The sequence below is a fragment of the Paraglaciecola sp. genome (assembly GCF_039964565.1).
Lineage (GTDB): Bacteria > Pseudomonadota > Gammaproteobacteria > Enterobacterales > Alteromonadaceae > Paraglaciecola.
On sequence record NZ_JBDVXF010000030.1, the window covers coordinates 1 to 26,216 of the forward strand.

27 protein-coding genes, 5 tRNA genes and 1 rRNA gene are annotated in these 26,216 nt (G+C 39.7%); 27 read left to right on the forward strand and 6 right to left on the reverse strand.

Going from position 1 to position 26,216, the window contains the following annotated elements:
• A 5S ribosomal RNA gene (gene rrf / locus ABJK37_RS13215) occupies positions 1 to 94 on the forward strand; the annotation flags it as partial.
• 198 nt (positions 95 to 292) lie between these two features.
• On the opposite strand, the gene ABJK37_RS13220 is transcribed toward rrf, so the two are convergent.
• Both ABJK37_RS13220 and ygfZ read right to left on the reverse strand, forming a co-directional pair.
• Positions 293 to 778 (reverse strand): peptidylprolyl isomerase, encoded by a 486-nt coding sequence (locus tag ABJK37_RS13220; protein WP_348354513.1) that lies wholly within the window; start codon positions 776 to 778, stop codon positions 293 to 295.
• Positions 779 to 804: 26 nt separating this feature from the next.
• Positions 805 to 1,752, reverse strand: coding sequence for a tRNA-modifying protein YgfZ (ygfZ, locus tag ABJK37_RS13225; RefSeq protein WP_348354516.1), 948 nt, complete (start codon positions 1,750 to 1,752; stop codon positions 805 to 807).
• Positions 1,753 to 1,918: 166 nt separating this feature from the next.
• Here ygfZ and ABJK37_RS13230 point away from each other — a divergent pair, with 166 nt between their 5' ends.
• The 3 genes from ABJK37_RS13230 to ABJK37_RS13240 all read left to right on the forward strand — a co-directional run bounded on the left by ABJK37_RS13230 (position 1,919) and on the right by ABJK37_RS13240 (position 3,529).
• A complete protein-coding gene (locus tag ABJK37_RS13230) occupies positions 1,919 to 2,170 on the forward strand; it encodes a succinate dehydrogenase assembly factor 2 (protein WP_348354519.1) in 252 nt (83 codons plus the stop codon).
• A 25-nt stretch (positions 2,171 to 2,195) separates the two neighbouring features.
• Entirely contained in the window at positions 2,196 to 2,603 is a 408-nt protein-coding gene (locus ABJK37_RS13235) for a protein YgfX (protein ID WP_348354522.1), read from the forward strand.
• Positions 2,604 to 2,707: 104 nt separating this feature from the next.
• A complete protein-coding gene (locus ABJK37_RS13240; protein ID WP_348354525.1) occupies positions 2,708 to 3,529 on the forward strand; it encodes a MaoC/PaaZ C-terminal domain-containing protein in 822 nt (273 codons plus the stop codon).
• Here the strand turns inward: ABJK37_RS13240 and nadB are convergent.
• A complete protein-coding gene (gene nadB / locus ABJK37_RS13245) occupies positions 3,522 to 5,120 on the reverse strand; it encodes an L-aspartate oxidase (protein ID WP_348354529.1) in 1,599 nt (532 codons plus the stop codon). The two genes, ABJK37_RS13240 and nadB, sit on opposite strands and share 8 nt — an antisense overlap.
• A 239-nt stretch (positions 5,121 to 5,359) precedes the next feature.
• On the opposite strand from nadB, the gene rpoE reads away from it, so the two are divergent.
• The 10 genes from rpoE (at position 5,360) to ABJK37_RS13295 (ending at position 14,033) form a co-directional block, all read left to right on the forward strand.
• Positions 5,360 to 5,941: an RNA polymerase sigma factor RpoE gene (gene rpoE, locus ABJK37_RS13250; RefSeq protein ID WP_348354532.1), complete on the forward strand. Its 582-nt coding sequence runs from the start codon at positions 5,360 to 5,362 to the stop codon at positions 5,939 to 5,941.
• A gap of 43 nt (positions 5,942 to 5,984) precedes the next feature.
• Positions 5,985 to 6,614, forward strand: a complete 630-nt coding sequence (locus ABJK37_RS13255; RefSeq protein WP_348354535.1) for an RseA family anti-sigma factor — start codon at positions 5,985 to 5,987, stop codon at positions 6,612 to 6,614.
• Positions 6,592 to 7,614 (forward strand): MucB/RseB C-terminal domain-containing protein, encoded by a 1,023-nt coding sequence (locus ABJK37_RS13260; RefSeq protein ID WP_348354538.1) that lies wholly within the window; start codon positions 6,592 to 6,594, stop codon positions 7,612 to 7,614. The genes ABJK37_RS13255 and ABJK37_RS13260 overlap by 23 nt, the downstream gene beginning before the upstream one ends.
• Positions 7,615 to 8,103: a SoxR reducing system RseC family protein gene (locus tag ABJK37_RS13265; protein WP_348354541.1), complete on the forward strand. Its 489-nt coding sequence runs from the start codon at positions 7,615 to 7,617 to the stop codon at positions 8,101 to 8,103.
• A 170-nt stretch (positions 8,104 to 8,273) separates the two neighbouring features.
• Positions 8,274 to 10,070, forward strand: coding sequence for a translation elongation factor 4 (gene lepA, locus ABJK37_RS13270; RefSeq protein ID WP_348354544.1), 1,797 nt, complete (start codon positions 8,274 to 8,276; stop codon positions 10,068 to 10,070).
• Positions 10,071 to 10,976 (forward strand): signal peptidase I, encoded by a 906-nt coding sequence (lepB, locus tag ABJK37_RS13275; RefSeq protein WP_348354547.1) that lies wholly within the window; start codon positions 10,071 to 10,073, stop codon positions 10,974 to 10,976.
• Complete coding sequence (gene rnc / locus ABJK37_RS13280; RefSeq protein ID WP_348354549.1) at positions 10,977 to 11,660, forward strand: ribonuclease III; 684 nt, start codon at positions 10,977 to 10,979, stop codon at positions 11,658 to 11,660.
• A gap of 16 nt (positions 11,661 to 11,676) precedes the next feature.
• Positions 11,677 to 12,579 carry a GTPase Era gene (gene era, locus ABJK37_RS13285; RefSeq protein ID WP_348355330.1) on the forward strand — a complete coding sequence of 301 codons (903 nt, stop codon included), beginning with the start codon at positions 11,677 to 11,679 and terminating at the stop codon, positions 12,577 to 12,579.
• Between the two features lie 29 nt (positions 12,580 to 12,608).
• Positions 12,609 to 13,250, forward strand: coding sequence for a pyridoxamine 5'-phosphate oxidase (pdxH, locus tag ABJK37_RS13290; protein WP_348354552.1), 642 nt, complete (start codon positions 12,609 to 12,611; stop codon positions 13,248 to 13,250).
• Positions 13,251 to 13,268: 18 nt separating this feature from the next.
• A complete protein-coding gene (locus tag ABJK37_RS13295; protein WP_348354555.1) occupies positions 13,269 to 14,033 on the forward strand; it encodes a TatD family hydrolase in 765 nt (254 codons plus the stop codon).
• Here ABJK37_RS13295 and ABJK37_RS13300 read toward each other — a convergent pair.
• Positions 14,019 to 14,630 (reverse strand): hypothetical protein, encoded by a 612-nt coding sequence (locus ABJK37_RS13300; RefSeq protein ID WP_348354558.1) that lies wholly within the window; start codon positions 14,628 to 14,630, stop codon positions 14,019 to 14,021. The genes ABJK37_RS13295 and ABJK37_RS13300 overlap by 15 nt on opposite strands.
• Before the next feature lie 194 nt (positions 14,631 to 14,824).
• Between ABJK37_RS13300 and ABJK37_RS13305 the strand changes: the two genes are divergently transcribed.
• The 4 genes from ABJK37_RS13305 to ABJK37_RS13320 are packed head-to-tail and all read left to right on the forward strand — an operon-like array spanning position 14,825 to position 19,381.
• Positions 14,825 to 15,748, forward strand: a complete 924-nt coding sequence (locus tag ABJK37_RS13305) for an ABC transporter ATP-binding protein (protein WP_348354561.1) — start codon at positions 14,825 to 14,827, stop codon at positions 15,746 to 15,748.
• On the forward strand, positions 15,748 to 16,482 hold the full coding sequence (locus ABJK37_RS13310) for an ABC transporter permease subunit (protein ID WP_348354564.1): 735 nt from the start codon (positions 15,748 to 15,750) through the stop codon (positions 16,480 to 16,482). The genes ABJK37_RS13305 and ABJK37_RS13310 overlap by 1 nt, the downstream gene beginning before the upstream one ends.
• A gap of 2 nt (positions 16,483 to 16,484) precedes the next feature.
• Positions 16,485 to 18,359 carry a Gldg family protein gene (locus ABJK37_RS13315; RefSeq protein ID WP_348354567.1) on the forward strand — a complete coding sequence of 625 codons (1,875 nt, stop codon included), beginning with the start codon at positions 16,485 to 16,487 and terminating at the stop codon, positions 18,357 to 18,359.
• Positions 18,356 to 19,381 carry a DUF4340 domain-containing protein gene (locus ABJK37_RS13320; protein ID WP_348354570.1) on the forward strand — a complete coding sequence of 342 codons (1,026 nt, stop codon included), beginning with the start codon at positions 18,356 to 18,358 and terminating at the stop codon, positions 19,379 to 19,381. The genes ABJK37_RS13315 and ABJK37_RS13320 overlap by 4 nt, the downstream gene beginning before the upstream one ends.
• A gap of 20 nt (positions 19,382 to 19,401) precedes the next feature.
• Here ABJK37_RS13320 and ABJK37_RS13325 read toward each other — a convergent pair whose 3' ends face one another.
• Together ABJK37_RS13325 and folD are read right to left on the reverse strand one after the other, a co-directional pair.
• Positions 19,402 to 19,950: a DUF1415 domain-containing protein gene (locus ABJK37_RS13325; RefSeq protein ID WP_348354573.1), complete on the reverse strand. Its 549-nt coding sequence runs from the start codon at positions 19,948 to 19,950 to the stop codon at positions 19,402 to 19,404.
• Positions 19,947 to 20,807: a bifunctional methylenetetrahydrofolate dehydrogenase/methenyltetrahydrofolate cyclohydrolase FolD gene (gene folD, locus ABJK37_RS13330; RefSeq protein WP_348354576.1), complete on the reverse strand. Its 861-nt coding sequence runs from the start codon at positions 20,805 to 20,807 to the stop codon at positions 19,947 to 19,949. The genes ABJK37_RS13325 and folD overlap by 4 nt, the downstream gene beginning before the upstream one ends.
• Positions 20,808 to 21,039: 232 nt before the next feature.
• Here folD and ABJK37_RS13335 point away from each other — a divergent pair, with 232 nt between their 5' ends.
• The 9 genes from ABJK37_RS13335 (at position 21,040) to clpX (ending at position 26,178) form a co-directional block, all read left to right on the forward strand.
• Complete coding sequence (locus ABJK37_RS13335; protein ID WP_348354579.1) at positions 21,040 to 21,300, forward strand: DUF5062 family protein; 261 nt, start codon at positions 21,040 to 21,042, stop codon at positions 21,298 to 21,300.
• Between the two features lie 168 nt (positions 21,301 to 21,468).
• Positions 21,469 to 21,545 (forward strand) — tRNA-Pro (locus ABJK37_RS13340).
• A 20-nt stretch (positions 21,546 to 21,565) separates the two neighbouring features.
• Positions 21,566 to 21,642: transfer RNA gene (locus tag ABJK37_RS13345), tRNA-Arg, on the forward strand.
• Positions 21,643 to 21,735: 93 nt separating this feature from the next.
• Positions 21,736 to 21,811 (forward strand) — tRNA-His (locus ABJK37_RS13350).
• Between the two features lie 3 nt (positions 21,812 to 21,814).
• A tRNA-Leu gene (locus ABJK37_RS13355) sits at positions 21,815 to 21,899 on the forward strand.
• A 164-nt stretch (positions 21,900 to 22,063) separates the two neighbouring features.
• A tRNA-Pro gene (locus tag ABJK37_RS13360) sits at positions 22,064 to 22,140 on the forward strand.
• A gap of 621 nt (positions 22,141 to 22,761) precedes the next feature.
• A complete protein-coding gene (gene tig / locus ABJK37_RS13365; RefSeq protein ID WP_348354581.1) occupies positions 22,762 to 24,072 on the forward strand; it encodes a trigger factor in 1,311 nt (436 codons plus the stop codon).
• 88 nt (positions 24,073 to 24,160) lie between these two features.
• A complete protein-coding gene (clpP, locus tag ABJK37_RS13370) occupies positions 24,161 to 24,802 on the forward strand; it encodes an ATP-dependent Clp endopeptidase proteolytic subunit ClpP (RefSeq protein WP_007623335.1) in 642 nt (213 codons plus the stop codon).
• A gap of 98 nt (positions 24,803 to 24,900) precedes the next feature.
• Positions 24,901 to 26,178 carry an ATP-dependent protease ATP-binding subunit ClpX gene (gene clpX / locus ABJK37_RS13375; RefSeq protein ID WP_348354584.1) on the forward strand — a complete coding sequence of 426 codons (1,278 nt, stop codon included), beginning with the start codon at positions 24,901 to 24,903 and terminating at the stop codon, positions 26,176 to 26,178.
• Positions 26,179 to 26,216: the final 38 nt, after the last annotated feature.

The window sequence follows — 26,216 nt, forward strand, 5'->3', positions numbered from 1 at the left end:
TACCACCTGATCCCATTCCGAACTCAGAAGTGAAACACATTAGCGGCGATGGTAGTTTGGGGTTTCCCCATGCGAGAGTAGCACATTGCCAGACTCCCATTCTAAGAAAGGGCTAACCGAAAGGTTGGCCCTTTTTTTATGCCTTTTTTTTGTCTGAAATTTAGCATGGGGAGCCAATCTGAAGGTTAAGAACAATTATTAAGCGAAGGATTGCTTATAGCGTCTATGGGATATTAATTTATTTCTAGTAATAAAAAAGGCGTCAATGAACGCCTTCTAATTTTTAAATTGATTAGTGTGTATGTCCACTACCATCTTCAGTATGTGGGTGGCCATGTGCAATTTCTTCTTCCGTTGCTTCTCTTACGTCCAAAACCTCAACGTCGAAGTTCAGTGTCATTCCTGCTAAAGGATGATTACCGTCAACAATGACATCTTCTTCGTTAACTTCCAATATCATTACAGATTGCTCGCCATCATCGGTAGTGGCCCTGAATGTCATGCCCGGATTGACGTCCATTTCTTCAAACATAGATTTTGGAACGGCTTGGACTAGTTCGTCATGACGTTCACCGTATGCAAGATTAGGAGCAATATCGACTACAAACTTGTCTCCGGTAGTCTTGCCGTCTAATTCATCTTCAAGGCCTTGAATTAAAAAGTGACTGCCTTGCAGGAAAACCATAGGTTCGCCATTTTTCGACGAATCTATTTGAGTACCGTCAGATGAGGCAACAGTAAAGTGAATGGTAACGACAGTGTCTTTAGCTATATTCATGTTATTCCCGTCTAAAAATTTAGTGTCTATTGTAAAGGATATGGTAATGCTTGAACAACCAAGATTATATTGGGTGATGACTTAACTCTAAAGTTGCTGCCTATTTCAGTATCATTCGCCAAAACTGCAAATGCCCATGTCTCATGTGAATCTGCACCACTACGGAGTATTTTACCTCCTGGTCTCCAGTTTTCACCAATTTGGTATTCAAGTTGTTCTCCACTTAAATTGCCGTATTTTGATTCCGTTTTTAGAATAAACCCGGCTCGCTTATTACGACCTAAATATTTGGTTCTGGCCACAACCTCTTGACCCATATAACAGCCTTTATCAAAGTCTATGGCATCTAACGCTTGTAAATTTAACATTTGCGGCACGTATTCGCTTACTGACGTGTCTCGTATTTCTCCTATTCCAGCGCGGATATCTGCAATTTCCCAAAGTTCATTATCTTCGGCGAACTCGGTACTTAGGCGCTTTTCTGTATTGTCTGGTTGTAATACAAGATAACGCTGTTCTGGTTGGTTAATTGCCATCACTAAACCGTAGTCATTAGAGACTACGGCTCTATTTAAGGTGGGTAATTCACCAAATAGTGACTTAAGTGCGTCCTCAAACTTTGTGCCACTGCCACCTGTCAATTCCCATTTATTACTTTGATCGGTAATCTCAACTTTAGCAAAGACCCCATACTTATTTAGTTCCGAAAGGGATTTTTCGAGAACAGAATTATGAGTCACTAACAAAATGGATTCCTTCCAAACAAAAGTGTAAAAAACACTCCAAGTTTTGCCTTTAAAATCGCAATGACAACCAAACAGAGATTTGTCGTCCTCAAGGTGATTGAGGTCTGCGGTAATTTGACCTTGAAGATAGCTAGATCTTTCTTCACCTGTGAGCTGGATCACGCCGTAATTATTTAAATGGTTAGCGTACTCTCTGGTTACAAAATTAGTTAAAGTAGGTTGTGACATTTTTTTATACTCTTTTGCTGTTTTGCGCATGCAATTAATATGGGGTACGAGTTTGATATAGCAAGGAAAAATCTGAAAACAACGGCCTATTACTGTTATTATTAAGTTTTCGAAAGACTAGATTATCAAGGTTAACTGAGAAAAATGTCTAGGTATGAGGTGACGAATGTTTGACAAGAAACGATATGGTCGGCTGAAGTGGGCATGTCGCCGTGGAATGTTGGAACTTGACGTGTTATTTATTCCGTTTTCGGAGAGTGGTTTTAATGAGTTATCTGAAAGTCAACAGGAAGTGTTTGAACGCTTATTAACCTGTGATGATCCTGATTTATATGCTTGGTTTATGGGGCATCAAGATTGCGAAAATCAAGAGTTTGACCAAATGATTCAACACATTTTGAGTCGTGTCAAAGTATAGGGTTGAGTTTAAAATATCAAAACTAATGCTGCTAATCCAGTTGCTAACGTATGGAGGATTGGTTGTATCTATATTGATATGGCAACCTGCTGTTATTCCCTTTCAGTTTTTTCTAGAAGTATTGATAGTAACTTGTATTACGTTTTTGATATTTACGACAGTGTTTTATAATATGCGTCAGAAACATGCTCCAGTTACCTTCTCCTCAAAAGGGGAATGGTCGGAAACCAATATCGACGGACAAGTCAGTTGGAAAATTACTGAAAAATCTCGTGTTACTAGTTTTCTTTTATTTGTTCATTTAATTTCTCCAATTAATCCGAAGCGTTCAAAATGGTGTTTAGTCTGCAAAGACCAAGTTACTGAAAGAGATTTTCGCAGGCTTTGTTGCGCTGTTATTTATCAACAACAAAACCCTAGGAAAATTCGTTAATATACTTTTCTTCGTTCAAGGAAATTAAGCTGGCTAATATCCCGAATACTAAATTATTGTTATTAAGAGCGCCGTTTAAAAAAGCTAATTTCGACCCTCATCGAATGAAAGAGAGCACACTGCCCTCTAAAGTTTTCCGTTTCAAAGATATCGTACTAAAGGAAAAGCATGTCAGGGATTTTCATCAAGTTGTAGGTTGGGAAATAGGAGACGATTACTTACACCCATGTTATTTACATTCCGTAGCATTTCCGTTGCACATGATGTTGCTTTTAGAGCCAGATTTTCCATTTCCTTTATTAGGTTTGGTACACATCAACAATCAAATTACTCAAATAAGGCCTATGAGAGTAGGAGAAAGGTTATCAGTAAACAGTCATTTCGGGCACTTGGAAATTCATCCCAAAGGTTGGTTGTTTTCAATTAACGTAGCGTTTCATATAGAGGCCGAGGTTGTTTGGAAAAGTGAAAGTACTAACTTATTTTTGTGTAAACATGAGCCGCAGGTTGAATCTTTTGTTCAGCAACCGTCTGACATTTCGAGTTGGGATATTAAATCAAACTGGCAACTGAAGGGAAATCTGGGGAGACGATATGCAAAAGTGTCTGGGGACTTTAATCCCATACATGTAAGTAAATGGACAGCCAAACTATTTGGTTTTAAACAGCATATTATTCATGGAATGTGGACTAAGTCTTATTGCTTATCTGAATTGCAAAAAGTTAACTCTACTATTTTTAACCAAGGTTTCGTGGCTAATATTGCGTTTAAGCAACCGTTATATCTACCAAATCAAGTGCAAATGTTGACTGGTAATTGCGATTCTGAGCGCGTAAGTGACACGTCGAATTTTAAAGTCTTGGGAAGTGAGCCTGTTAAAGGGCAACAGGCTCTGCATTTGGTTGGTAATATTCGTTCTATTTGAAGTCATTTTGTATAATGGTAGGTTGTGGATTATCAAGTTTATTTGGATAGTCCAAATTAAAATGAAGTCCTCGACTTTCTTTACGTTTTCTCGCGCATTCAACTATTAACTCAGCAACGGTCAGTAAATTTCTAAGTTCTAGCAAATTGTTACTCACTTTAAAGTTAGAATAGTAGTCGTTCACTTCCTGCTTTAATAATTCAATACGATGCAGTGCTCGCTCTAAACGCTTATTAGTTCGCACTATACCGACGTAATCCCACATAAAGAGGCGTAACTCGTGCCAGTTATGTTGAATAATAACTTCTTCATCAGAGTCACCCACTTTACTCTCGTCCCAAGCTCTAATCGGTTCATGCTGTATTTTTTCGTTTAACCTCGACACAATGTCTTGAGCAGCGGAATGGGCATAAACAATACATTCCAATATAGAGTTGCTGGCCATTCGGTTTGCACCATGGAGGCCTGTATAAGCAACTTCTCCTATAGCGTATAAGTTTGCAATGTCCGTTTTGGCTTTGGTATTGGTGACAACTCCTCCGCAACTATAATGTGCAGCAGGCACAACTGGAATAGGTTGCTGGGTAATATCGATTCCTAGAGAACGACATTTTCGGTAAATATTGGGGAAGTGTTTAACAATAAAGTCGCTAGATTGATGACTTATGTCTAGGTACATGCAATCAGCACCGAGTCGTTTCATTTCATAATCAATGGCTCTAGCAACAATATCACGAGACGCTAGATCACCTCTATCGTCAAATTTGTGCATAAAAGGTGTGCCGTCAGGATGACAAAGTTTTGCGCCTTCTCCTCGCAATGCCTCAGTGATGAGAAAGTTTCTCGCTTCAGGATGGTACAAACATGTAGGGTGAAATTGATTAAATTCCATGTTGGCGACGCGACAACCCGCTCGCCATGCCATAGCAATTCCGTCACCACTAGAGACATCTGGATTAGAGGTATATTGATAAACCTTGCTGGCACCGCCTGTGGCTAAAGACACAAACTTGCTGCGGATAACCTCTACTCTTTCTCGTTTTCTATTCCAAACATAAGCACCTAACAAGTGATTTTTTGTGTAATCGCTTTTAATCAAATCAATGGCGTTATAACGCTGGAATAAGTGTATGTTTGGGTGATGGCGAACGGCTTCAATTAAGGTAGTTTGAACTGCTGCACCGGTAGCGTCAGCGGAATGTAGAATACGTCTATGGCTATGGCCGCCTTCTCTGGTCAAATGGAATCGAGTTTCACCGTTTTCGTTTGATTCTTGGTCAAAAGGCATTCCAAAATCTATTAACCATTGCATACAAGCTTTAGCTTGTGACGCGGTAAACTCAACTGCGTTTTTATCGCACAATCCATCGCCAGCTAAAAGCGTGTCTTCAACATGAGAATCAATAGAATCATTTTCATCGAAAACAGCGGCTATGCCACCTTGAGCGTATTTTGTTGAGCCTTCAGAGATATCACTTTTACATAGTACAATTACTTGGCAGTGATCTGCCATTTTTAACGCGTGACTTAGTCCAGCGGCGCCACTTCCAATAATAAGTACGTCACACTGATGTTCAATTGTGTTGTGCATAGGGTAAACTAGGTAAAATATAGGGAGTTTGTGGGGCAATACTAATTTACAGATTGTAAATTACAATGCTTTTCACGGCTGAATAGGGTTAAATAACCATAAATGATAGTTACAAAATTATACAACAGTGATTTATTTTGAAAAAAAGTGTGTTTTATACGAACTTTTCAATCTACATAGAGTCAATAGTAGTGCTTGCATGAGCCGTAGTATATTTTCGCACAGGAGTAATGGCTCGAATGAGCGAGCAGATAGCAGATCAACAAATTGTTGAAAGAGTACAACGTGGAGACAAGAACGCTTACGGATTGTTGGTAACGAAGTACCAACATAAAGTATCTTACTTAGTTTCTAGGTATGTGAAGAATTCAGGGGATGTGTCCGATGTGACGCAAGAAGCGTTTATCAAAGCTTATAGAGCCCTACCAAATTTTAGAGGTGATAGTGCTTTTTACACTTGGCTATATAGAATTGCTGTAAACAGTGCTAAGAATTATTTGGTATCCCAAGGAAGAAAACCACCGGCAAATGATGTTGATGCAGATGAAGCTGATTATTATGATGGTAGTGATGCTTTAAAAGAAAATAATTCACCCGAAAAAAGTTTAATGTCAGAGCAAATGGAAAAGCTATTGTTTGACACTATGGATAAGCTACCTGAAGATTTGCGTATGGCTATTAGTTTGCGTGAACTAGATGGTTTAAGCTACGAAGATATTGCTAATGTTATGGATTGCCCAGTCGGTACTGTAAGATCGAGAATATTTAGGGCTAGAGAAGCATTAGATAAAGTTATTCAACCATTGTTGATGAATGATTGATTTTTTATCAAAGTTGAAATTAAATTAGCGGGAACCCAATTGTATGTCGCAAAAAATTGAAGATTTGTCAGCCTTAGTCGATGGAGAGCATAGTGACCAGCCTTTATCGAGTAGTCGTGTGTTGGATGCAGTTAAAGACGATACACAATTGCAGCAAAAATGGAAAAGTTACCACCTGATTCGTGATGGTTTGCGCCAAGAGCTCCCCGCAAATATTAATTTCGACATTGCCGATAAAGTTGCTCAGGCGTTAGAATCAGAGCCCGCAATATTAGCACCCAAAAGAACTTGGCGTGATTTGCCCTTAGTTGCTCAAGTGATACCTTTTACGAAACAAGGTGGACAAATGGCAATTGCGGCTTCGGTTGCAGTGGCGATGATTATTGGGGTTCAGCAACTTAATCAACCTGATGTCAATCAACCTTTTAATGCAGCACCTCCTATCCGAGGTATCCAAGGCGGTTTATCGCCAGTAAGCTTTGACCAAACTCGAGCTGTTCCTAATTCTGATGGTGTCGAACAAAGACGCCGTATCAATACATTTTTGATTGATCATAAGCAGCAGTTACGTTTTAAAACGACTCAATTGATTGACGACGAGACTTCACAATTGCAACCGAATATCGAAAATGAAGAGGCGCAATCAGACCTTGTTGAAAACACTCCTCAATAAAATATTTGGCAGAGTTATTTGGGCTCTGCCGCTCATTATTGCACTGCCTTTGCAATCCTTCGCACAGTCAGAGCAAACCAGCAACGAACCCACTTCTAATACTTTCCCGTCTGACAGTGCCCAAGCGTGGATGGCTAAGATGTCACATGCCGTTAAGTCACTCAATTATTCTATTTCATTTGTGTTACTAAAGCCCGGTGTTGATGCACAACCCTATCTTTGGCGTCATGGAGTAAACGAAGAAGGTCTCGAAATGGAGCAACTTAATTTATTAAACGGACCAGGTAGGGAGGTTGTGCGTATTGGTAATAAAGTTAGTTATTTTGAGCCTAACGTTCCCCCTTATAGTTTGCAGTCATCTATCATTAATGGCCCTTTTCCGAGTGAATTATTTTTGCGGCCAGAGAAGTTATTATTGGGTTACGAATTTATTATGGTGGGTCGCAGTCGTATTTCGGGACGAGCAGCGCAACAGATCAGAATTGTTAGTAAAGATAAGAGTCGTTTTGGCCTAAATGTTTGGCTTGATCAAGAAACCGGCTTATTGTTAAAAATGAATATGGTCGGCCAAGAATCGCAACTCCTCGAGCAAATTCAAGTGACAGGGTTGCAAGTTACTCAAGAGCCTGACCCTTTTTTTGCTAAAATAGAACCTGGAATGCTACCAGATGTGGTTAATTTTAGTCCTAGCTCAGCAATTAGCTCACCTTGGACAATTAATTATCTGCCAAAAGGTATGACAATTGTTAACAGAGATTTGCGACGCTTGTCTGGTTCAGGTGAAGTTGTAGAATACATTATGTTGAGTGATGGGTTAGTTGATATTTCTGTGTATATGCAAAACAGTAGTAGTAACAAACAACAAGGTAATTTGGTGGGGACGGTTCAAACGGATACGTTATTGACTATCCAGCATGGCGAACTCAATGTAACGGTTATTGGCAAGCTTCCAGCCGCTACTGCCAATGCAATAGCAAAGTCGATACAAAGAACTAACTAAATGGTCGAAGAAATAGGCGTCATTCATGCTATTGAACAGCGTAATAATCAACAAGTGATTGTAGTGGAGACACAAATAAAATCGACTTGTGGGAGTTGTGAGGCACAATCTAATTGTGCTACCGGTTCAATTGCTAAAGTGTTTGCGACGAAGCACGAAAGATTACGCTTTCAATTGAATGACATAGTTGAAGTAGGGCAAAAGGTTAGCTTAGGTATACCCGAAGAAAACCTATTGAAAGCATCCGTAATGGTTTACTGCTTACCCTTACTCGCACTTGTCGTATCCGCTTTGCTTGGGCAAAGCACATTACCCTTGGTAGGATTAGACGCAGAGGTCTGGCTTATTTTGTTTTCTGCTATCTGTAGTTACTTGACCTTTAGATTTGTTCGTCGTTACTTAAGTCGCGCTGACCAAGGTGAGTTTTACCCTCGTATACTCAAAGTTTTCCCCTTAGAAATAGATAATATTCACATTAAACAAGTGTAATATCGATTTTCTGCTACAAAAGTTCATAAACAATGCCCATGTTATGTCGCAAAGTGACTGATAAAACTGTAAAATTCTCGCCTATTTAATTTTTGTCCCATACTGCAGCGACTATTTGGTTTTCACTAGTTGCTTGGTAACAAAACCACTTGGTAATATTCTAAAATTTTATGCAACACTCGCACATACGTAACTTCTCAATTATTGCCCATATAGACCATGGTAAATCGACTCTTTCTGATCGTTTAATTCAACATTGTGGAGGATTGTCCAGTAGAGAAATGTCTGAGCAAGTGCTCGACTCTATGGATATCGAAAAAGAACGGGGTATCACAATCAAAGCTCAAAGTGTCACGCTAAATTACACGGCTAGAGATGGTGAAACGTACCAATTAAACTTTATTGACACCCCTGGACATGTGGACTTTACGTACGAAGTATCTCGTTCACTTGCGGCCTGTGAAGGTGCTTTATTGGTAGTAGACGCGGGGCAAGGGGTAGAAGCTCAGACTTTGGCAAATTGTTATACAGCCATAGACATGGACATGGAAGTGGTGCCAATTATAAATAAAATTGATTTACCACAAGCTGAACCCGATCGTGTTGCAGAAGAAATTGAAGATATCGTGGGGATAGATGCGATTGATGCGGTGCGTTGCTCTGCTAAGACAGGCATTGGAATTGAAGAAGTACTAGAGGTTATCGTGCGCCAAGTGCCGCCTCCTGAAGGTGAAATTGATGTGCCTTTAAAGGCATTGATTGTTGATTCATGGTTTGATAATTACCAAGGGGTTGTATCTCTAGTTCGAATTATGCAAGGTGAGTTACGAAAGAACGACAAAATTAAAATTATGTCTACTGGCGGTATTCACCAAGCTGATAAAGTAGGCATTTTTACGCCTAAAGCAACGGATACAGGTGTGTTGAAAGCCGGTGAAGTTGGCTTTGTAATTGCTGGGATAAAAGAAATTCATGGTGCGCCAGTAGGGGATACAATTACTCTATCGAAACAGTCAGCACCAGAGCCATTGCCAGGCTTTAAGAAAGTTAAGCCGCAAGTTTATGCGGGTATGTTTCCAATTAGTTCCGATGACTATGAAGATTTCCGCGATGCTCTAGCCAAACTCAGCCTGAATGATGCATCGTTATTTTTTGAACCTGAAAGTTCATCTGCTCTAGGGTTTGGTTTTCGAATTGGTTTCCTAGGCATGCTGCATATGGAAATTATCCAAGAACGTTTAGAGCGTGAATACAACTTGGATTTGATCACCACTGCACCTACTGTGGTTTACGAAGTGGTTTGTAAAGATGAAAAGATCGTTTATGTAGATAATCCTTCTAAATTACCGCCTGTAAATGACATTGAAGAAATTCGAGAGCCTATCGTGGAAGCACACATTCTGGTCCCTCAAGAATATCTAGGCAATGTAATAACGCTTTGTGTTGAAAAACGCGGTATGCAAACAGGCATGACATATCATGGTAAACAAGTGGCTGTCAGTTACGACTTACCCATGGCTGAAGTGGTTATGGATTTTTTCGATAAATTAAAATCAACAAGTAGAGGTTTTGCTTCTCTAGACTATAACTTCAAACGTTTCCAAGGGGCAGACATGTCTCGTTTGGATATTTTAATTAACAGTGAGCGTGTTGACGCGCTAGCTATGATTACACATAAAGACAACTCTGTCGTTCGTGGGCGCCAATTAGTAGAGAAGCTTAAAGAGCTCATTCCTAGACAAATGTTCGATATTGCTATTCAAGCTGCGATTGGAAATCAAATAATCGCTCGCAGCACTATCAAACAACTACGTAAAAACGTCACCGCTAAGTGTTACGGCGGTGATATTAGCCGTAAGAAAAAACTCTTGCAGAAACAAAAGGATGGGAAGAAACGCATGAAATCAGTTGGTAATGTGGAACTACCACAAGAGGCCTTTTTAGCGCTACTAAAGGTAGGTAATTAAATGGCAAATTATTTTTCGATTTTTTTAGTGCTGCTCACAGTAGGATCTGGGCTAATTTGGCTGATTGACAGTTTAATGTTTGCTCCTAAACGTCGTCAACGTATGGCTGTGGCTAGCGGGGCTGGTGTTGCAACTACTACGTTAGAGCAAGATGCACAATTGCCTTGGTTGGTCGATACTGCACAACAAATTTTTCCTGTTATTGCTTTTGTTATGGTTTTACGCTCGTTTTTATATGAACCTTTTCAAATTCCATCAGGCTCAATGATGCCAACTTTGTTGGTTGGAGATTTTATTCTGGTTGAAAAGTTCACATATGGACTAAAGGATCCGGTAATGCGCAAAAAATTCGTTGATATTGGTGAGCCAGAGCGGGGTGACGTAGTAGTGTTTAAATTTCCTCCTGAGCCACAACTTGATTACATAAAGCGAGTTGTAGGTTTACCAGGCGATACCGTTATATATAGGAACAAACAGCTGCAAATTAAACCTGCATGTGATTCCACAGAGAATTGCCCACCGTTACAAAAAGTAGAGTTGAAGTTTGAGACTAGAGGTGAGGCATATCAGCAATTCGCTCCATTAGAAAAATATACTGAGCAATTAGGTGATGTTAGCCATCAAATATATCGCACTCAGGGTAGGGCTAGTTCAAGCCGATATTATTCGCAGCCGGGTACTCAGGCCGATGAATGGATTGTTCCCGAAGGGCATTACTTTGTATTGGGTGACAATCGGGATAATAGTGAAGATGGTCGGTATTGGGGCTTTGTTCCAGAAGAGAATTTAGTCGGTAAAGCGGTGGCAATTTGGATTAGCTTTGAGTTTGATCGCGTGCCTAGCAGTTGGGTGCCTAGTTGGATCCCGACAGGTGTAAGGTTTGAACGAGTGGGTGGCATCCAATAAATGCCACTCGTTAATCCGTATTTAACTTTGTATAGACGCTTAGGTTATACCTTTGCTGAAGACGCAAATTTAGCAAAGGCCCTCACTCATAGAAGCGCGGGTAAGCAACACAATGAGCGACTAGAATTTCTAGGTGATGCGATTTTAGGGATGGTAATAGCGAAAGCATTATTTCAGCGTTTTCCAAAGCAGCCAGAGGGTAAGTTGACCCGAATGCGCTCAAGTTTAGTCAAAGGTGATACCTTAGCCGAAATGGCAAGGGAGTTTGAACTAGGTGAATTATTACTCTTGGGTCCTGGTGAACTTAAAAGTGGCGGATTTCGGCGTGACTCAATACTTGCTGACGCGGTAGAAGCCATTATAGGAGCTATTTATTTAGAAGCCGGGATGGATAAATGTGAATCATTAATTTTAGAATGGTTCGCTCCTAGGCTTAAAAAGTTAGATCCAGAAGCTGTTTCTAAAGACGATAAAACACGTCTGCAAGAATATCTACAGTCAAATAAGCATCCGTTACCACATTACGAAGTCACGGATATCAAAGGGAAGTCACATGATCAGACCTTTTATGTCGAGTGTCGAGTAGAAGGTTTAAGTCAAGCGGTTGTAGGTAAAGGTAACAGTAGACGAAGAGCAGAACAAAAAGCTGCAAAGCAAGCATTTGAGAAATTAATAAATGATTAAGAATAAAGTTGATGCAATGTCTGATGACACATATTGCGGAATGATTGCTATTGTTGGACGTCCAAATGTTGGCAAGTCTACCTTGCTAAATAAACTATTAGGTCAAAAAGTCAGTATTACTTCTCGAAAACCTCAAACTACCCGTCACAGAATTATGGGGATAGATACTGAAGATAATCGACAGGCAATTTATGTTGATACGCCTGGATTACACATTGAAGAAAAGCGAGCCATAAATCGTTTTATGAATAGAGCTGCATCGAGCTCTATTGGTGATGTAGGTTTAGTGTTGTTTTTAGTTGAAGGCACTAAGTGGACAGAAGATGATCAAATGGTGTTGACTAAGGTTCAGCAATCAGGCTCACCATGTTGGTTGATTGTGAATAAGTCAGATAATGTTAAAGACAAAGAAACCATGCTTCCACACTTAAAGTGGCTTGGAGAGCAGCATAAGTTTCAACAAATTATGCCTATATCGGCTAAAACAGGCAAAAACGTAGATGAATTGCGCGGTCTTGTTTTATCTAGCCTGCCAGAAAGTGAGTTTTATTTCCCTGAAGATTACATCACAGACCGCTCAAGTCGGTTTATGGCGTCTGAAATTGTTCGTGAAAAGTTAATGCGTTTTACGGGTGATGAATTACCTTATTCTATAACCGTTGAAATTGAGCAGTTCTTATTGGCTGAAAATGGGGTGTATCGTATAAACGGTCTAATCTTGGTAGAACGTGATACTCAGAAAAGCATGGTCATTGGAAAGGGCGGCCAACGACTTAAAACCATCGGTATGGAAGCCCGAAAAGATATGGAAGTGTTGTTTGACGCAAAAGTATATTTAGAACTTTGGGTAAAAGTGAAGTCTGGCTGGGCAGATGATGAAAGGGCCCTGCGTAGTTTAGGCTACGGGTTAGATAATTAAGCTAAAAATCATTTAAATTAGAGGTAAACATGCGTTCTATAAGCGACATTCGCCGTGATTACACTCAAGCAGGGTTAGATGTTGAGGATTTGACACCTGAACCCTTTGCACTCTTTAATCGTTGGTTGAAAAATGCAGTCGATGCTAATCTAGCCGACCCAACAGCAATGACAGTTGCAACTGTTGATAGCAAAGGGCAACCTTCTCAACGTATAGTATTGTTAAAAGATTTTGATGAGGCAGGCTTTGTTTTTTATACCAACACAGGTAGTAAGAAAGCCCAAGATTTAAGCCAAAATAGTAAAATTTCGCTGCATTTTCCTTGGCACGTGTTAGAGCGTCAGGTCAAAGTCCTTGGTGTTGCTCAGCAACTGAGCTCTGTAGATGTCGCTAAATATTTCATGTCACGACCTAAACCCAGTCAAATTGCTGCGTGGGCATCAGCACAAAGTCGTCCAATTAACAGTAAACAATTGTTGATGCAAAAGTTCGCCGAGGCCAAAGCTAAGTTTGTCAAAGGAGAGGTACCGTTGCCATCATTTTGGGGTGGATACCGAGTTGTTGCCCATCAAATTGAATTTTGGCAAGGAGGCGAACACCGCCTTCATGACCGCTTTGTTTATACAAAGTCTGCTGATGGACAATGGGTGACTGAGCGTTTAATGCCGTAATTTAAAAAGAGGTGTTGTTTGATAGATAGTCATTGTCACCTTGATTTTAGCTGTTTTGACTACGATCGTGAGCAGGTTCTAGCGAACTGTAAAAAGCTGTCAGTAGATACAATTGTTATCCCTGGCACACAGGCTAATCAGTGGCAAAGACAAATTGATTTGTGTCATTTGAATTCACAATTAAGATTCGCTTTAGGCCTACACCCGTATTTTTTGAACCAGTTCACTCCATCTGACTTAATCGAACTGAAACGCCTTTTGGAGCAACATACAAATAAGGTAGTGGCTTTAGGCGAAATAGGCCTAGACACTCATATTGATGTTGATTGGCAACTTCAAAAGCAAGTATTTGAACAGCAACTCATAATAGCTAAAAATCAAATGCTACCAGTGATTTTACATCATAGAAAATCTCACAATGATTTGATCCGTATACTTAAAGCTTCTAAGTTTAATTGTGGCGGTATAGTGCATGCGTTTTCCGGAAGTTTACAAGAAGCGCAAACCTACGTTGAGCTAGGATTTAAGATTGGAGTCGGCGGAGCGATTACTTATCCCCGTGCCAATAAGACCCGTAATGTCATCTCCCAATTACCTCTTACTAGCCTAGTTTTAGAAACCGATGCACCTGATATGCCCCTAATGGGCAAACAGGGAGTTCGAAATAGCCCAGAATATTTACCAGAAATTTTTGAATGTTTGCTGACTCTTAGAAACGAAACGAGAGAACAACTGCAACATGCGTGTACGCATAACGTAGAAGTTGGGCTACGGCTTGCTTGACTTAATCAGTTCTCTATATCTAACTTTATAGAATGCACGGGTAAGCAAAATACCCGCTATTGCAGCCAGTAACATTAACATTTGTACTTGTTGATTGAGTTGTTTTTGATACTCGCTATGATATGCCATGACTTCTTTTTCTTTCAGCACAATACTCAAATAACCAATTATCTGTTGATTATAAGTTATAGATTGAACGAACACTAAAGGTGTAATTGTCCCTAATTTATAAGCTGCCACCACTGATGATGTTGACTCGTTATCAGTTAGAATTCTTCCTTTTTTATCAAATAATGACACACCAGCAACGTGAGGATCTGCTGCAATATAGCTAAGTTGTTGGCTTAATTTTTCTGAGTCATTTTCTAGAAGTGAACTTATTAAAGTATTGGCTGCCAATTTAGACAGACTGACACCTAATTGATTAGCCTGTTTTGTATGCCAGTTTTGAGACTGCTCCGAATTAATAAGCCATAAGTTGATACAGGCTATACTCGCTGCAACAGCCAACACCAAATTTGCTATCCGTTTAAATATAGAATAACGACTTGGTTGCTTAAAAGGGGCTATAAAAACGGATGTATTGATTTGTTCCATTCCCAGACAATAATGTAAATTAATCGTGATGCCAAGTTAAGTCGCATGGAGGTAGTAAAAAATAACACAGTTAATATGAATGAAACCCTTATCGAATAGTATCTTTTTTTGTAAACAGTAGCTTAAAATATTGAAAATTATTGGACTATCACCATATCTACAGCGCATCCGATATTGGTCATTACAGGATTATTATGATCTCAGTCAAAAACTTATATAAGTCATTTAACGGCTTCCAAGCAGTAAATGATCTCTCATTTGATATCAAGCCCGGCGAAGTTGTGGGTTTTTTAGGCCCAAACGGCGCGGGTAAATCAACAACAATGAAAATGTTGACAGGTTTCTTACTCCCCACTAGTGGGGAAATTTACATTAGTGACTTGTCTCTCAAACATTCCGCTCTAGCGATTAAGCAGAAAATAGGCTATCTCCCTGAAGGAGCGCCAGCCTATGGAGACATGACTCCTTTTCAGTTTTTAAGTTTTATTGCGAAAGTTAGGGGTTACAAAGGCGCTGAAAAAGCGCAAAAAATTGAAAAAGTGGTAAAACAAGTTGAGTTACACGATGTATTGGATAAACCTATTGATAATTTATCCAAGGGGTTTAAGCGGCGTGTAGGTTTAGCTCAAGCCTTGATACATGATCCAGAAATATTGATCCTCGATGAACCTACAGATGGTCTCGACCCAAACCAAAAGCATCAAGTACGTGAACTAATCAAAAACTTGTCCAAAGACAAGATAGTGATTATCTCTACCCATATTCTAGAAGAAGTTACCGCTGTGTGTAATCGAGTCATGATTATATCCAAAGGGAAATTATTGTTTGATGACACACCCAACGCACTTAATCGGAAGTCCAAATATTATGGCGCGGTAACGCTGCATTTTAGTTATCGAGCGGATTCTTCAGAATTAGCCGAATTAGAGGGGGTCGCTGAAATAGAGGAAGATTTACAAACTGGGCGGTTGACGTTGTTTCCAGAGCCAGGGGCCGATATTTTGCACTTAGTTACTGCCCATGCTCAAAGGTGTAAATTACCAGTAGATAGTTTATATGTTGAGCAAGGGCGCTTAGACCAAGTATTTAGACAAATTACTCAAGGGAGTAATGCGTAATGAGTAATATCAGTATTTTATTTAGACGAGAATTTTCTAGTTTTTTCGCTTCTCCGGTAGCTTACGTGTTTATTGGTATATTTTTGGTTTTGTCCAGTGTGTTTACGTTTTTTGTGGGAGGTTTTTTTGAACGTGGCCAAGCAGATTTATTACCTTTTTTTAATTTTCATCCTTGGTTGTATTTATTTCTAGTGCCAGCAATCGCAATGCGTAGTTGGTCAGAAGAACGTAAAAGCGGCACCATTGAATTGTTAATGACGTTGCCAATTAGTACATGGCAAGCCATGTTGGCCAAACATCTTGCAGCGTGGGCTGTATTAGGTTTGTCACTAATACTCACATTTCCGCTTTGGCTAACTGTTAATTATTTGGGCGAGCCAGATAATGGCATCATTGTCGCGGCTTATATTGGTAGTTGGTTTATGGCAGGTGCGTTTTTGTCCGTAGGTATCTGTATGTCGGCGTTGACCAAAAATCAGGTTATCGCTTTTATATTGTCGATAGTCGTGTGTTTTGTTTTTGTCGTAAGCGGTAGCAACATTGTACTTGATGCTTTCAAAGGTTGGGCGCCAAATGAGGTGATTGACTTGGTTGCTTCTTTTAGTTTTTTGACCCATTTTGAGGCGATGGCAAAAGGAGTCATTGCATTGAATGATGTGATGTACTTTTTACTTGTGACTATATGTTGGTTATTTGCCGGTTTAGTGTTAATCGAACAGAAGAAGGCGGATTAGTCATGAAACATAAATTAACCTCTTCATTGAATTTATTTTTATTGGTTGTTGTGTTTGTTTCACTCGCATTTGTGAACAATCAACTATTATCTTCGGCTAGATTAGATTTGACAGAGAATCAAGTTTACTCTTTGTCTCAGGGAAGCAAGCAGGTTTTACAAGACATTGATGAACCCATCAACTTGTATTTTTTCTTTTCTGATAAAGCGTCTAAAAATATGACCAGTTTGCGTAATTATGCTAACCGAGTTGAAAGTTTACTTTCTGAATATGAAACCTTGGCTAGCGGCAAAATTAAGCTGAATATAGTCGATCCAGAAGCATTTTCCGAGCAAGAAGATCAGGCCGACCAATTTGGTTTAACAGCGGCTAATATCGGAGCCGCTGGCGAAGCCATTTATATGGGGCTTGCAGCAACAAACGCTTTGGACGAACATAAAGTGATTCCTTTTTTTGACCCGCAAAAAGAGAGTTTCTTAGAATATGAAATCAGTAAGCTGATTTATCAATTGAGTGAACCAGATCCAGTTAAAATTACTCTGATAACTGATCTCGCTATAAAGGGGGGGCAAAATCCTATGACTGGACAAGTAGATCCCCCCTGGACATTTTTGACTCATTTAGAACAATTATACAATGTCGAACAATTAGGCAGTGAGACGATCGAGGTACCTGAAAATACCGACGTATTGTTGATAGTGCACCCTAAAGAATTTAGCGAGCAACTGCTATTTGCAATAGACCAATATGCGCTTTCTGGGGGGAAAGTATTGGTTTTTCTCGATGCGCATAATGAATCAGATCAAATGGCAATGATGGCCGGCCCGATGCCTGAAGGGAATAGTTCTAACATGGAACCTCTACTTAGTGCTTGGGGTGTAAAATTTGATAATGAGCAGGTGTTACTTGATGCTATGGCGGGGTTAGACATTCGTACCCAAAATGGTGGTGTGACTCGGCATTTTGGGTTTGTAGGTTTAACCACCGAACAGCTTGACCGAGAAGATGTGGTCACCGCGAACTTAGAAGTGATAAATGGCGCTTCATTTGGCGTCTTAAGTCAACTTGAAGGCGCCCAAAGTACTTGGTCGCCCTTAATTCAGTCAACTTCAAATACAGATTTAATGGATGTTACGACTTATGCTATGACCCAGAACCCTGAAGAACTAGCGAAGGCCTATCAATCACAGAATAAGGCGTTTGTGTTAGCTTCAAGAATTTCCGGGCAAGCTAAAAGTGCTTTTGACAAAGCCCCAGAAGGAACTGAGTCGACTGATATCATCAGCTCTACCGATAACTTAAATGTTGTTTTGGTGGGGGATACTGACATGCTTGCAGATCGGTTCTGGGTGCAACAGTCGAATTTTTTCGGTCAGACTATATCCACGCCTTTTGCCAATAATGGCGATTTTGTTACCAATGTTGCCGAAAATTTGAGCGGCAGCGATGCCCTTATTAGTATCAGAAGTCGAGGCACCTTTAGTCGTTCATTTAATAAGGTGGATGAACTAACCGTCGTTGCTGAGCAAAAGTTTCGTGATCAAGAACAAATACTGCAACGTCAGTTAGAAGAAACCGAACAACAATTATTACAACTTCAAAATCAACAAGTCGAAGGTGGAGCTTTGGTTATTTCGCCACAGCAACAACTAGCCATTGATGAGTTTATGCAACAGAAAATTACTATACGTAAGTCGTTGCGTGATGTTCGACATCAACTCGATAAGGATATTGAAAGTTTGGGTAATGGGTTAAAGCTAATCAATATTGCATTGGCTCCATTGGTATTAACTTTATTGCTGGTATTGTTAAGAGGAATTTTCAGGACGAAACCTCGAAAAATCGCAGAGGTTTCGAACGAGGCTAGTGTCTTATGAATAAACAAGTTTCTATACTGACAATTATTGCGATTTTGGCTGTTGGACTTGTGGTATGGCTAAAACAAATACCTTCTAAGACAACTTTAGAATCCAGACTGTTGTTTGAGGATTTACAAAAGTTTGCTAATCAGGTTGATAGTGTCGAAATAAAAAATGCACAAGGAGTGTTATTTAGCGCCAAAAAATTAGGTGATAAATGGTTGGCGACACTTGATCCACTGCAACCTGTGTACCCTATTTCGCAACACAAACTTGCTGTTTTTGTTGAAACTATGATGCGGGCGAAGTTAGTAGAGGCCAAAACAAACCAACCCAAAAATTTTGCGCGTTTGGGATTACAATCCATAGAAAGTCAAGACAGTATGGCTACTCTTGTTAATTTCAAAGCAGATGGCCGTTCTTGGAAAGTCTTAGTTGGTAGTAAGGTAACGTTGGGAGAAGGAAATTATGTCCTTAAATCGGGAGAGTCCCAAAGTTGGCGCACAGATAAAACTATCGAGTTACCCATTGACAAATTTTCTTGGTTGAAACAGCCTATTCTACCGTTCGCAGAACAAGATATCCGCTCAGTTTCACGAATTGATAGCTTAGAATGGCAAATAGTTAGAACTTCTGATGGAAAATTGGAGTTAACTGATTTACCCGAAGATAGGGCGTTGCAATACGACAGTATTTTGAATTCAGTTGTAAGTAACTTAACCAGTTTAAATTTTGAGTCTTTACAGGTTGCAGATAACAAGTTTTCCCAATCTCTAAATGTTCTGGCCCAGCTTGAGGTGGTTACCGATGAGCAACAAGTTTTTCAAGTAGTGGTAAGTGAATTAGAGAATAGACATTTTGTGAATTTCACATCAAACCAACAACCAGAATATTGGCAAAAATGGTATTACCAAGTGTCTAATTTTTCTGCGCAACAGTTACTCAAAACAGTGGATGACTTTTTAGAGGAACCAAGTGAATCTAAAAATGCTACCGAAGCCAGTCCACAGATGGTAGATGAAGGGGAAGCGCCTTTCTAACATTGAGGATCTGAAAGGAGCTATTTTACAAGCGCTTGTAAAACGCTTGAACCTAGCTCCCTAGCTTTGGCAATATTGTTTTCAGGAATTTTATGTGGATCTGGATAACGTTTCAGTACCGCGTCTATACTACTTTCTCTGAGTATATGTAAAATCGGGTAGGGTGAGCGATTTGTATAATTAGCTGGATCGGTACTATCCTCACCTTCAAAGCAATAATTAGGGTGAAAGCTAGCCAATTGATATATTCCACTGTAACCCCCTTGAGCTAATAATAAATTGGCCATTTCGAGCATATCTAGATAACGCTCAAAATCACAAAACCCAGCGGGGAAAATAAGCAACGACGTTTGAATATCGGGCTGCTTATCAAGCAGTGTGAGTTCGTCAAGCAAGTGACTTAGGGCGTCGTTTGCTTGAGATGTAGGGTAAATAGCATAACGTACTGTATTACGCTCAATTTCTTTTTTCGCAAATGGACAGAAGTTAAGGCCAATAATAACTTTATCTATCCAAGTTTTGACTGCTGTTATTACCTCATCATCCCGATACTCTGTAATAGGCGTCATATTTTTGAATGGTACTTCACATAAGCTTCTAGCGTATTCTCAATTAGACTAGCGACAGTCATCGGACCCACTCCGCCAGGAACGGGAGTTATCCATCCCGCTCGCTGGGATGCACCATCATATTCGACATCGCCTCCTAAACTTCCATCTTGATTACGATTGATACCTACGTCGATAACGATTGAGCCGGGCTTAATCCACTCTCCAGGAATAAAATCCGAAATGCCTACGGCCACCACTAATAAATCAGCACGTTGCACATGTGACTTTAAATCTTGAGTAAACTTGTGACAGCTAGTAACGGTACAGCCGGCTAACAGCAATTCCATAAACATCGGGCGACCCACAATATTAGAGGCCCCAACAATGACTGCATCTAAACCTTTTATAGGACGTTTAGTTGATTCAATTAGGCTCATAATGCCTTTGGGTGTGCAGGGGCGTAATGCTGGGATACGCTGTGCAAGTCGCCCTATATTATAAGGATGAAAGCCATCTACATCTTTATGTGGGTCTATACGCTCTAATATCTGTTCTTTATTTAGGCCAGCAGGGAGCGGAAGCTGCACTAAAATTCCGTCAATTTCATCGTCAATATTCAACTTGTCGATTATATCGAGCAGCGATTGTTGTGATGTTGTGGCGGGCAAATCAAAAGACTTAGAGACAAATCCGACTTCCTCACAGGCTTTACGTTTCTTATTAACGTAAACATGGGATGCCGCATCACTGCCTACTAAAACGACTGCCAAACCTGGCGCTCTCTTGCCTGATGAAATGATAGCTTCTACTTGTGAAGCCACGTGTTGTCTTATATGTTTGGCAATTAAAACGCCGTCAATTTTTTGTGCTGGCATGAATGACCTAGAGGGAAATATGTAATCACTATATTGTCACATATCGCTGGGGTTTCTCGCAATTGGGAAGTATTAAAAATGCCAAAATCAATCATAATTCTTAGGCCATTTCTTGTTGTTAATGATATAACGTTTAGTTAGTCTGCTGGTGAAAACAATTTTGCTAGCATAGCGCTTGGTTTTAAAAATAGTCTTTAGACCTGCAACGGCAATAAATAAATGTGAGATGTAAATGAAAAAAATCCCAAATGAAACCCAATTATTAAAGAAAGCGTTAGTGGTGGGCGAAGCCTATGCCAAAAATAGAGGATTCAAAACTTTCTCAGCAACAGACTCGGCAAAAGAAAAAGTGGAGTGTATTTATCGTTTATTGGTAAATGACAAACTCATTACACCTTTACCTGTCGATGGAGAAGATTTATTAAGTATGAAGCATAAACTCGCCGTTTGGTTGAAAAATAAATTACCTAAAGATCACCCACTTTTAAAATAGTTCGTTGTCAATCTTGTTGTTTTTGTTAGCCACTTTGACAAAAAATGCCCATCTTGGATTAAAAGTAATCAATCGAATAATTTGTTCGAAAAAGTGTTTGACGAGGTTATCTAAGCTATGTAACATGCGCCTCCCGTATCGAGATGAGAATGTCTTTACGGTTTAAGTCGGTGAGTAGCGCAGCTTGGTAGCGCACTTGGTTTGGGTCCAAGGGGTCGCAGGTTCGAATCCTGTCTCACCGACCACTTTCTCAAATGTTACCTTAGGTTCCATAGCTCAGCTGGATAGAGCAACGCCCTTCTAAGGCGTGGGTCGAAGGTTCGAATCCTTCTGGGACCACCATTTGGTTCGAAATTCTGTTGGGCAGTCCATCAGAATGTGAAGGTGAGAAAGTAATCAGTTAGTACATGTTTCAAATTGCTGCAGTTTATTGTGGTGAGCGTAGCTCAGTTGGTAGAGCCCCGGATTGTGATTCCGGTTGTCGCGGGTTCGAGCCCCGTCGCCCACCCCACTCGCGGGAGTGGTGGAATTGGTAGACACGCTGGATTTAGGTTCCAGTGCTTCACGGCGTGAGAGTTCGAGTCTCTCCTTCCGCACCATATTATTACTTATTCATTTAATAGGTTTCAATACTGACAGTCGTGTTGAACTCTCTAATTGGTATATTCGTTGTTCCATGCGAATTCACCTCAAAGTAATAATGAACAACCTTAGTTACATCTGTAGATATTATCATATTTATAAGATGGGCTTACGGTACAGTCGGTGAGTAGCGCAGCTTGGTAGCGCACTTGGTTTGGGTCCAAGGGGTCGCAGGTTCGAATCCTGTCTCACCGACCATCTTTTCAACAGATACTCTAATACTCTTCCGTTTAATTGGCTCGATGTTAAGTCTCAAATAGCGATAACTGGGCGTTTCATTCCATCATTTTGGGGTTAGTAAAAGTCACGCATAGTTTTCACCTGACCTTGGCAGTTTGTTTTACATACGTTTTTAATTTTGTAAGCTCGTCAATTATTGAAGCTGTCCAACTTCATTTGAAACAAACTGATCTTCCGTTTTATTTTTTGTATATTGAGTTTTCAAGTCTACAGGAATTCTCTAATTCCCGAACATTCACTCGTACTATCTATTTGTTTTATTCGTTGAGTTGCCAATCACAAACTTTTGAAATCATTTAATACCAATTCAACTAGGTTTTTCAGCTATTAAAGTCATAATTTGCTCACTAAACAACAATACAATAGTAATGCGAGGCATTTTACCCTCGACTTGCGTTATACCTATCGCTATACTACTGCGTCTTTTTATCAGGCTGCCTTGGTTTGGATTGGTTTATTTCTATTTTCAAGGTATTCGGACGTAACAGATGTTAACCGTAATTATCATTATTTTGCGCCGATAAAAGCTCATTAGTCATTATATATAAGCGCACAAATGCGCATAATTGAGGTATTAGAATGCAAGTTTCCGTTGAGGCGACCAAAGGTTTAGAACGCCGTCTTACTATCACCGTTCCTGCTGAGTCCATTGATTCTGCAGTTAAGTCTCGCTTACAGCAATTAGCTAAAACTCAGAGAATTAATGGTTTTCGTCCTGGTAAAGTTCCAGTTAATGTTATTAAGAAACGTTATGGCCAAGCTGTTCGTCAGGAAATTGCTGGTGAAGTGATGCAACGTAACTTCTATCAAGCTATTACTCAAGAAAAGATCACGCCAGCTGGCATGCCTAGTTTTGAAATGAAAACTGACGAAGATGGCAAAGATTTAGAGTATGTTGCTGCTTTTGAAGTGTATCCAGAAGTAGAAGTGAAAGATGTAGCCAAAATTAAAGTTGAAAAGCCTGTTGTAGAAATCAGTGATAAAGATTTAAACAATATGATTGATACTTTGCGTAAGCAACATGCCAATTATAAGACAGTTAAGCGTAAAGCCAAAAAAGACGATAAAGTGACGATCGACTTTATCGGAACTATTGATGGCGAAGAGTTTGACGGTGGCAAAGCTGAAGACTTCGTACTTGAAATGGGCAAAGACCGTATGATCCCAGGTTTTGAAAAGCCAATTGTTGGCAATAAAACCGGCGATGAAGTAATTGCTGACGTAAATTTCCCCGAAGACTATCATGCAGAAAAGCTTAAAGGCAAAGCTGCGCAGTTCACTATCAACATCAAAAAAGTTGAACAGTTAGACTTGCCAAAAGTTGACGAAGAGTTCGCTAAATTGTTCGGTATTGAAGATGGCAACATCGAAGCGCTTCACGCAGAAGTACGCAAAAATATGCAACGTGAGCTAGACCAAACCTTAAAAGCGTCTGTAAAAGAGCAAGTTATTGCTGGTTTGATTGAAAAGAATCAAATTGATTTGCCAAAAGCATTAGTTGATCAAGAAATTGAAGCGTTACGTGAGCAAGCTAAACAACGTTTTAGCCAGCAACAAGGCGGAAATGTAGACAACATGCCAGAGCTTCCGGCTGATTTGTTTGAAGAGAATGCTCGAAAACGTGTAAGTATCGGATTGTTGTTAGCTGAAGTGATTAAAACTAATGATATAAAAGTAGATACTTCAAAAGTGGACGAGTTAATTGCAACTGCGGCTTCTGCTTATGAAGATCCACAAGAAGTGGTTGAATACTACAAAACAAACGATGAATTGATGCAACAAATGAACAATGTTGCAATGGAAGAACAAGCTGTTGAAGTATTGCTTGGTCAAGCCAAAGTTAAAGAAGTGAAGAAATCTTTTGATGAGATCATGAACAAACAGGCCTAATTTGGCCATTGTTAATTGACTTATCTAGTCTGTAACTGCTTAAATGCTCGGTAACTACCGAGCATTTTTATTTGTGAAGAATTCTAATATGATGAATACACCTTTTGATCCTACAAACGCATTAGTCCCTATGGTCGTTGAGCAAACTGCTAAGGGTGAGCGTTCATATGACATTTATTCTCGTTTACTTAAAGAGAATATTATTTTCTTAGTTGGTCAAGTTGAAGACCATATGGCTAACTTGATCGTGGCACAGATGCTTTTTTTAGAAGCTGAAAATCCAGAAAAAGACATTTTTTTGTATATAAACTCCCCTGGTGGTTCAGTTACTGCTGGTATGGCAATTTACGATACAATGAATTTTATTAAGCCTAATGTGAGTACTATTTGTATTGGACAAGCGGCGAGTATGGGCGCATTTTTGTTGTCGGCTGGTGAAAAAGGTAAGCGTTATTGTTTGCCAAACTCACGGGTGATGATCCATCAACCTTTAGGTGGTTTTCAAGGACAGGCTTCAGATTTTGAAATACATGCCAAAGAAATCCTGTCTATTAAAGAGAAGATGAACAGGTTGATGGCGCAGCATACTGGCAAAGATTATGAAACTGTTGCTAAAGATACCGATAGAGATAATTTTTTAAGTGCTGATGAAGCTATGGAATATGGCTTAATAGATAAGGTCTTTACTAATAGGCCTGATAATCAAGCAGAAACAAAAAGCGACAAATAAGATAGTGACTCTTTGAAATATTAATGAGTACACTGTAGCTCAATCAGTATTAGGGCAATTGTGGTAATAAGTCGGTTTGAGATAGGAAAAGATTGTAAATGAGTGATAAAAAAAGCAGCGATGGCGACAACAAACTTTTGTATTGTTCGTTCTGTGGTAAAAGCCAGCATGAAGTAAGAAAGCTAATTGCTGGGCCTTCGGTTTTTATTTGTGATGAATGTGTTGATTTATGTAACGACATTATTCGTGAAGAAATAAAAGAAATCGCGCCCAAGAAAAAACAGGATGAATTACCTACGCCTAAAGAAATTCATGCTCATCTTGATGATTATGTCATTGGACAAGAGCATGCGAAGAAAGTGCTTTCTGTTGCAGTTTATAACCACTACAAACGTTTGAGAAATGGCGATATACATGATGGTGTTGAATTAGGGAAAAGTAATATTTTGCTAATGGGGCCAACTGGTAGTGGTAAAACCCTATTGGCTGAAACCCTGGCTAGACTCTTAGACGTACCATTTACTATGGCTGATGCTACCACTTTAACTGAAGCTGGTTATGTTGGTGAAGATGTCGAAAATATTATTCAGAAGCTATTGCAAAAATGTGACTATGATGTCGAAAAAGCACAGCGTGGTATTGTCTATCTTGATGAAATAGACAAAATATCCCGTAAGTCAGATAACCCTTCAATTACCAGAGATGTATCTGGTGAAGGTGTGCAACAAGCATTACTTAAATTGATTGAAGGAACGGTCGCTTCGGTTCCGCCTCAAGGTGGAAGGAAACATCCGCAGCAAGAGTTTTTGCAAGTCGACACATCTAAGATACTATTTATATGTGGTGGTGCTTTTGCCGGTTTAGACAAAGTGATCGAACAGCGAGCACATACAGGCACAGGCATTGGTTTTGCTTCAGCCATCAAAAATACTAGTAGTAAATCTCATGAAGGCGAATTACTTAAAAAAGTAGAGCCTGAAGATTTGGTTAAGTATGGATTGATTCCAGAATTTATCGGGCGTTTACCAGTGTTGACCTGTCTAGAAGAACTCAGTGAGGAAGCATTGGTTCAAATATTACGTGAACCTAAAAACTCACTTACTAAGCAGTACGCTGCGTTGTTCGGATTAGAAAATACAGAGCTAGAGTTTCGGGAAGATGCGTTACAGGCTATTGCTAAAAAAGCTATGCAGCGTAAAACCGGTGCTCGTGGATTGCGTTCTATAGTTGAAGCTGTGTTGCTAGATACTATGTATGATTTACCATCAATGGATAACGTCAGTAAAGTTGTCATTGATGAAACGGTTATTCGAGGGGAATCCAGTCCAATATTGATTTATGACAGTGGCGTGGATAAAAAAGCGGCTTCTGAATAGAATAAAAAAGGCTCGAAAGAGCCTTTTTTATTGGTCAA

Bases quoted from the DNA above. Each gene is read 5' to 3' on its own strand.
- ABJK37_RS13220 (WP_348354513.1), bottom strand. From the start codon at position 778: ATGAATATAGCTAAAGACACTGTCGTTACCATTCACTTTACTGTTGCC.
- ygfZ (WP_348354516.1), bottom strand. From the start codon at position 1,752: ATGTCACAACCTACTTTAACTAATTTTGTAACCAGAGAGTACGCTAAC.
- ABJK37_RS13230 (WP_348354519.1), top strand. From the start codon at position 1,919: ATGTTTGACAAGAAACGATATGGTCGGCTGAAGTGGGCATGTCGCCGT.
- ABJK37_RS13235 (WP_348354522.1), top strand. From the start codon at position 2,196: ATGCTGCTAATCCAGTTGCTAACGTATGGAGGATTGGTTGTATCTATA.
- ABJK37_RS13240 (WP_348354525.1), top strand. From the start codon at position 2,708: ATGAAAGAGAGCACACTGCCCTCTAAAGTTTTCCGTTTCAAAGATATC.
- nadB (WP_348354529.1), bottom strand. From the start codon at position 5,120: ATGCACAACACAATTGAACATCAGTGTGACGTACTTATTATTGGAAGT.
- rpoE (WP_348354532.1), top strand. From the start codon at position 5,360: ATGAGCGAGCAGATAGCAGATCAACAAATTGTTGAAAGAGTACAACGT.
- ABJK37_RS13255 (WP_348354535.1), top strand. From the start codon at position 5,985: ATGTCGCAAAAAATTGAAGATTTGTCAGCCTTAGTCGATGGAGAGCAT.
- ABJK37_RS13265 (WP_348354541.1), top strand. From the start codon at position 7,615: ATGGTCGAAGAAATAGGCGTCATTCATGCTATTGAACAGCGTAATAAT.
- lepA (WP_348354544.1), top strand. From the start codon at position 8,274: ATGCAACACTCGCACATACGTAACTTCTCAATTATTGCCCATATAGAC.
- lepB (WP_348354547.1), top strand. From the start codon at position 10,071: ATGGCAAATTATTTTTCGATTTTTTTAGTGCTGCTCACAGTAGGATCT.
- rnc (WP_348354549.1), top strand. From the start codon at position 10,977: ATGCCACTCGTTAATCCGTATTTAACTTTGTATAGACGCTTAGGTTAT.
- era (WP_348355330.1), top strand. From the start codon at position 11,677: ATGTCTGATGACACATATTGCGGAATGATTGCTATTGTTGGACGTCCA.
- pdxH (WP_348354552.1), top strand. From the start codon at position 12,609: ATGCGTTCTATAAGCGACATTCGCCGTGATTACACTCAAGCAGGGTTA.
- ABJK37_RS13300 (WP_348354558.1), bottom strand. From the start codon at position 14,630: ATGGAACAAATCAATACATCCGTTTTTATAGCCCCTTTTAAGCAACCA.
- ABJK37_RS13305 (WP_348354561.1), top strand. From the start codon at position 14,825: ATGATCTCAGTCAAAAACTTATATAAGTCATTTAACGGCTTCCAAGCA.
- ABJK37_RS13310 (WP_348354564.1), top strand. From the start codon at position 15,748: ATGAGTAATATCAGTATTTTATTTAGACGAGAATTTTCTAGTTTTTTC.
- ABJK37_RS13315 (WP_348354567.1), top strand. From the start codon at position 16,485: ATGAAACATAAATTAACCTCTTCATTGAATTTATTTTTATTGGTTGTT.
- ABJK37_RS13320 (WP_348354570.1), top strand. From the start codon at position 18,356: ATGAATAAACAAGTTTCTATACTGACAATTATTGCGATTTTGGCTGTT.
- ABJK37_RS13325 (WP_348354573.1), bottom strand. From the start codon at position 19,950: ATGACGCCTATTACAGAGTATCGGGATGATGAGGTAATAACAGCAGTC.
- folD (WP_348354576.1), bottom strand. From the start codon at position 20,807: ATGCCAGCACAAAAAATTGACGGCGTTTTAATTGCCAAACATATAAGA.
- ABJK37_RS13335 (WP_348354579.1), top strand. From the start codon at position 21,040: ATGAAAAAAATCCCAAATGAAACCCAATTATTAAAGAAAGCGTTAGTG.
- tig (WP_348354581.1), top strand. From the start codon at position 22,762: ATGCAAGTTTCCGTTGAGGCGACCAAAGGTTTAGAACGCCGTCTTACT.
- clpP (WP_007623335.1), top strand. From the start codon at position 24,161: ATGATGAATACACCTTTTGATCCTACAAACGCATTAGTCCCTATGGTC.
- clpX (WP_348354584.1), top strand. From the start codon at position 24,901: ATGAGTGATAAAAAAAGCAGCGATGGCGACAACAAACTTTTGTATTGT.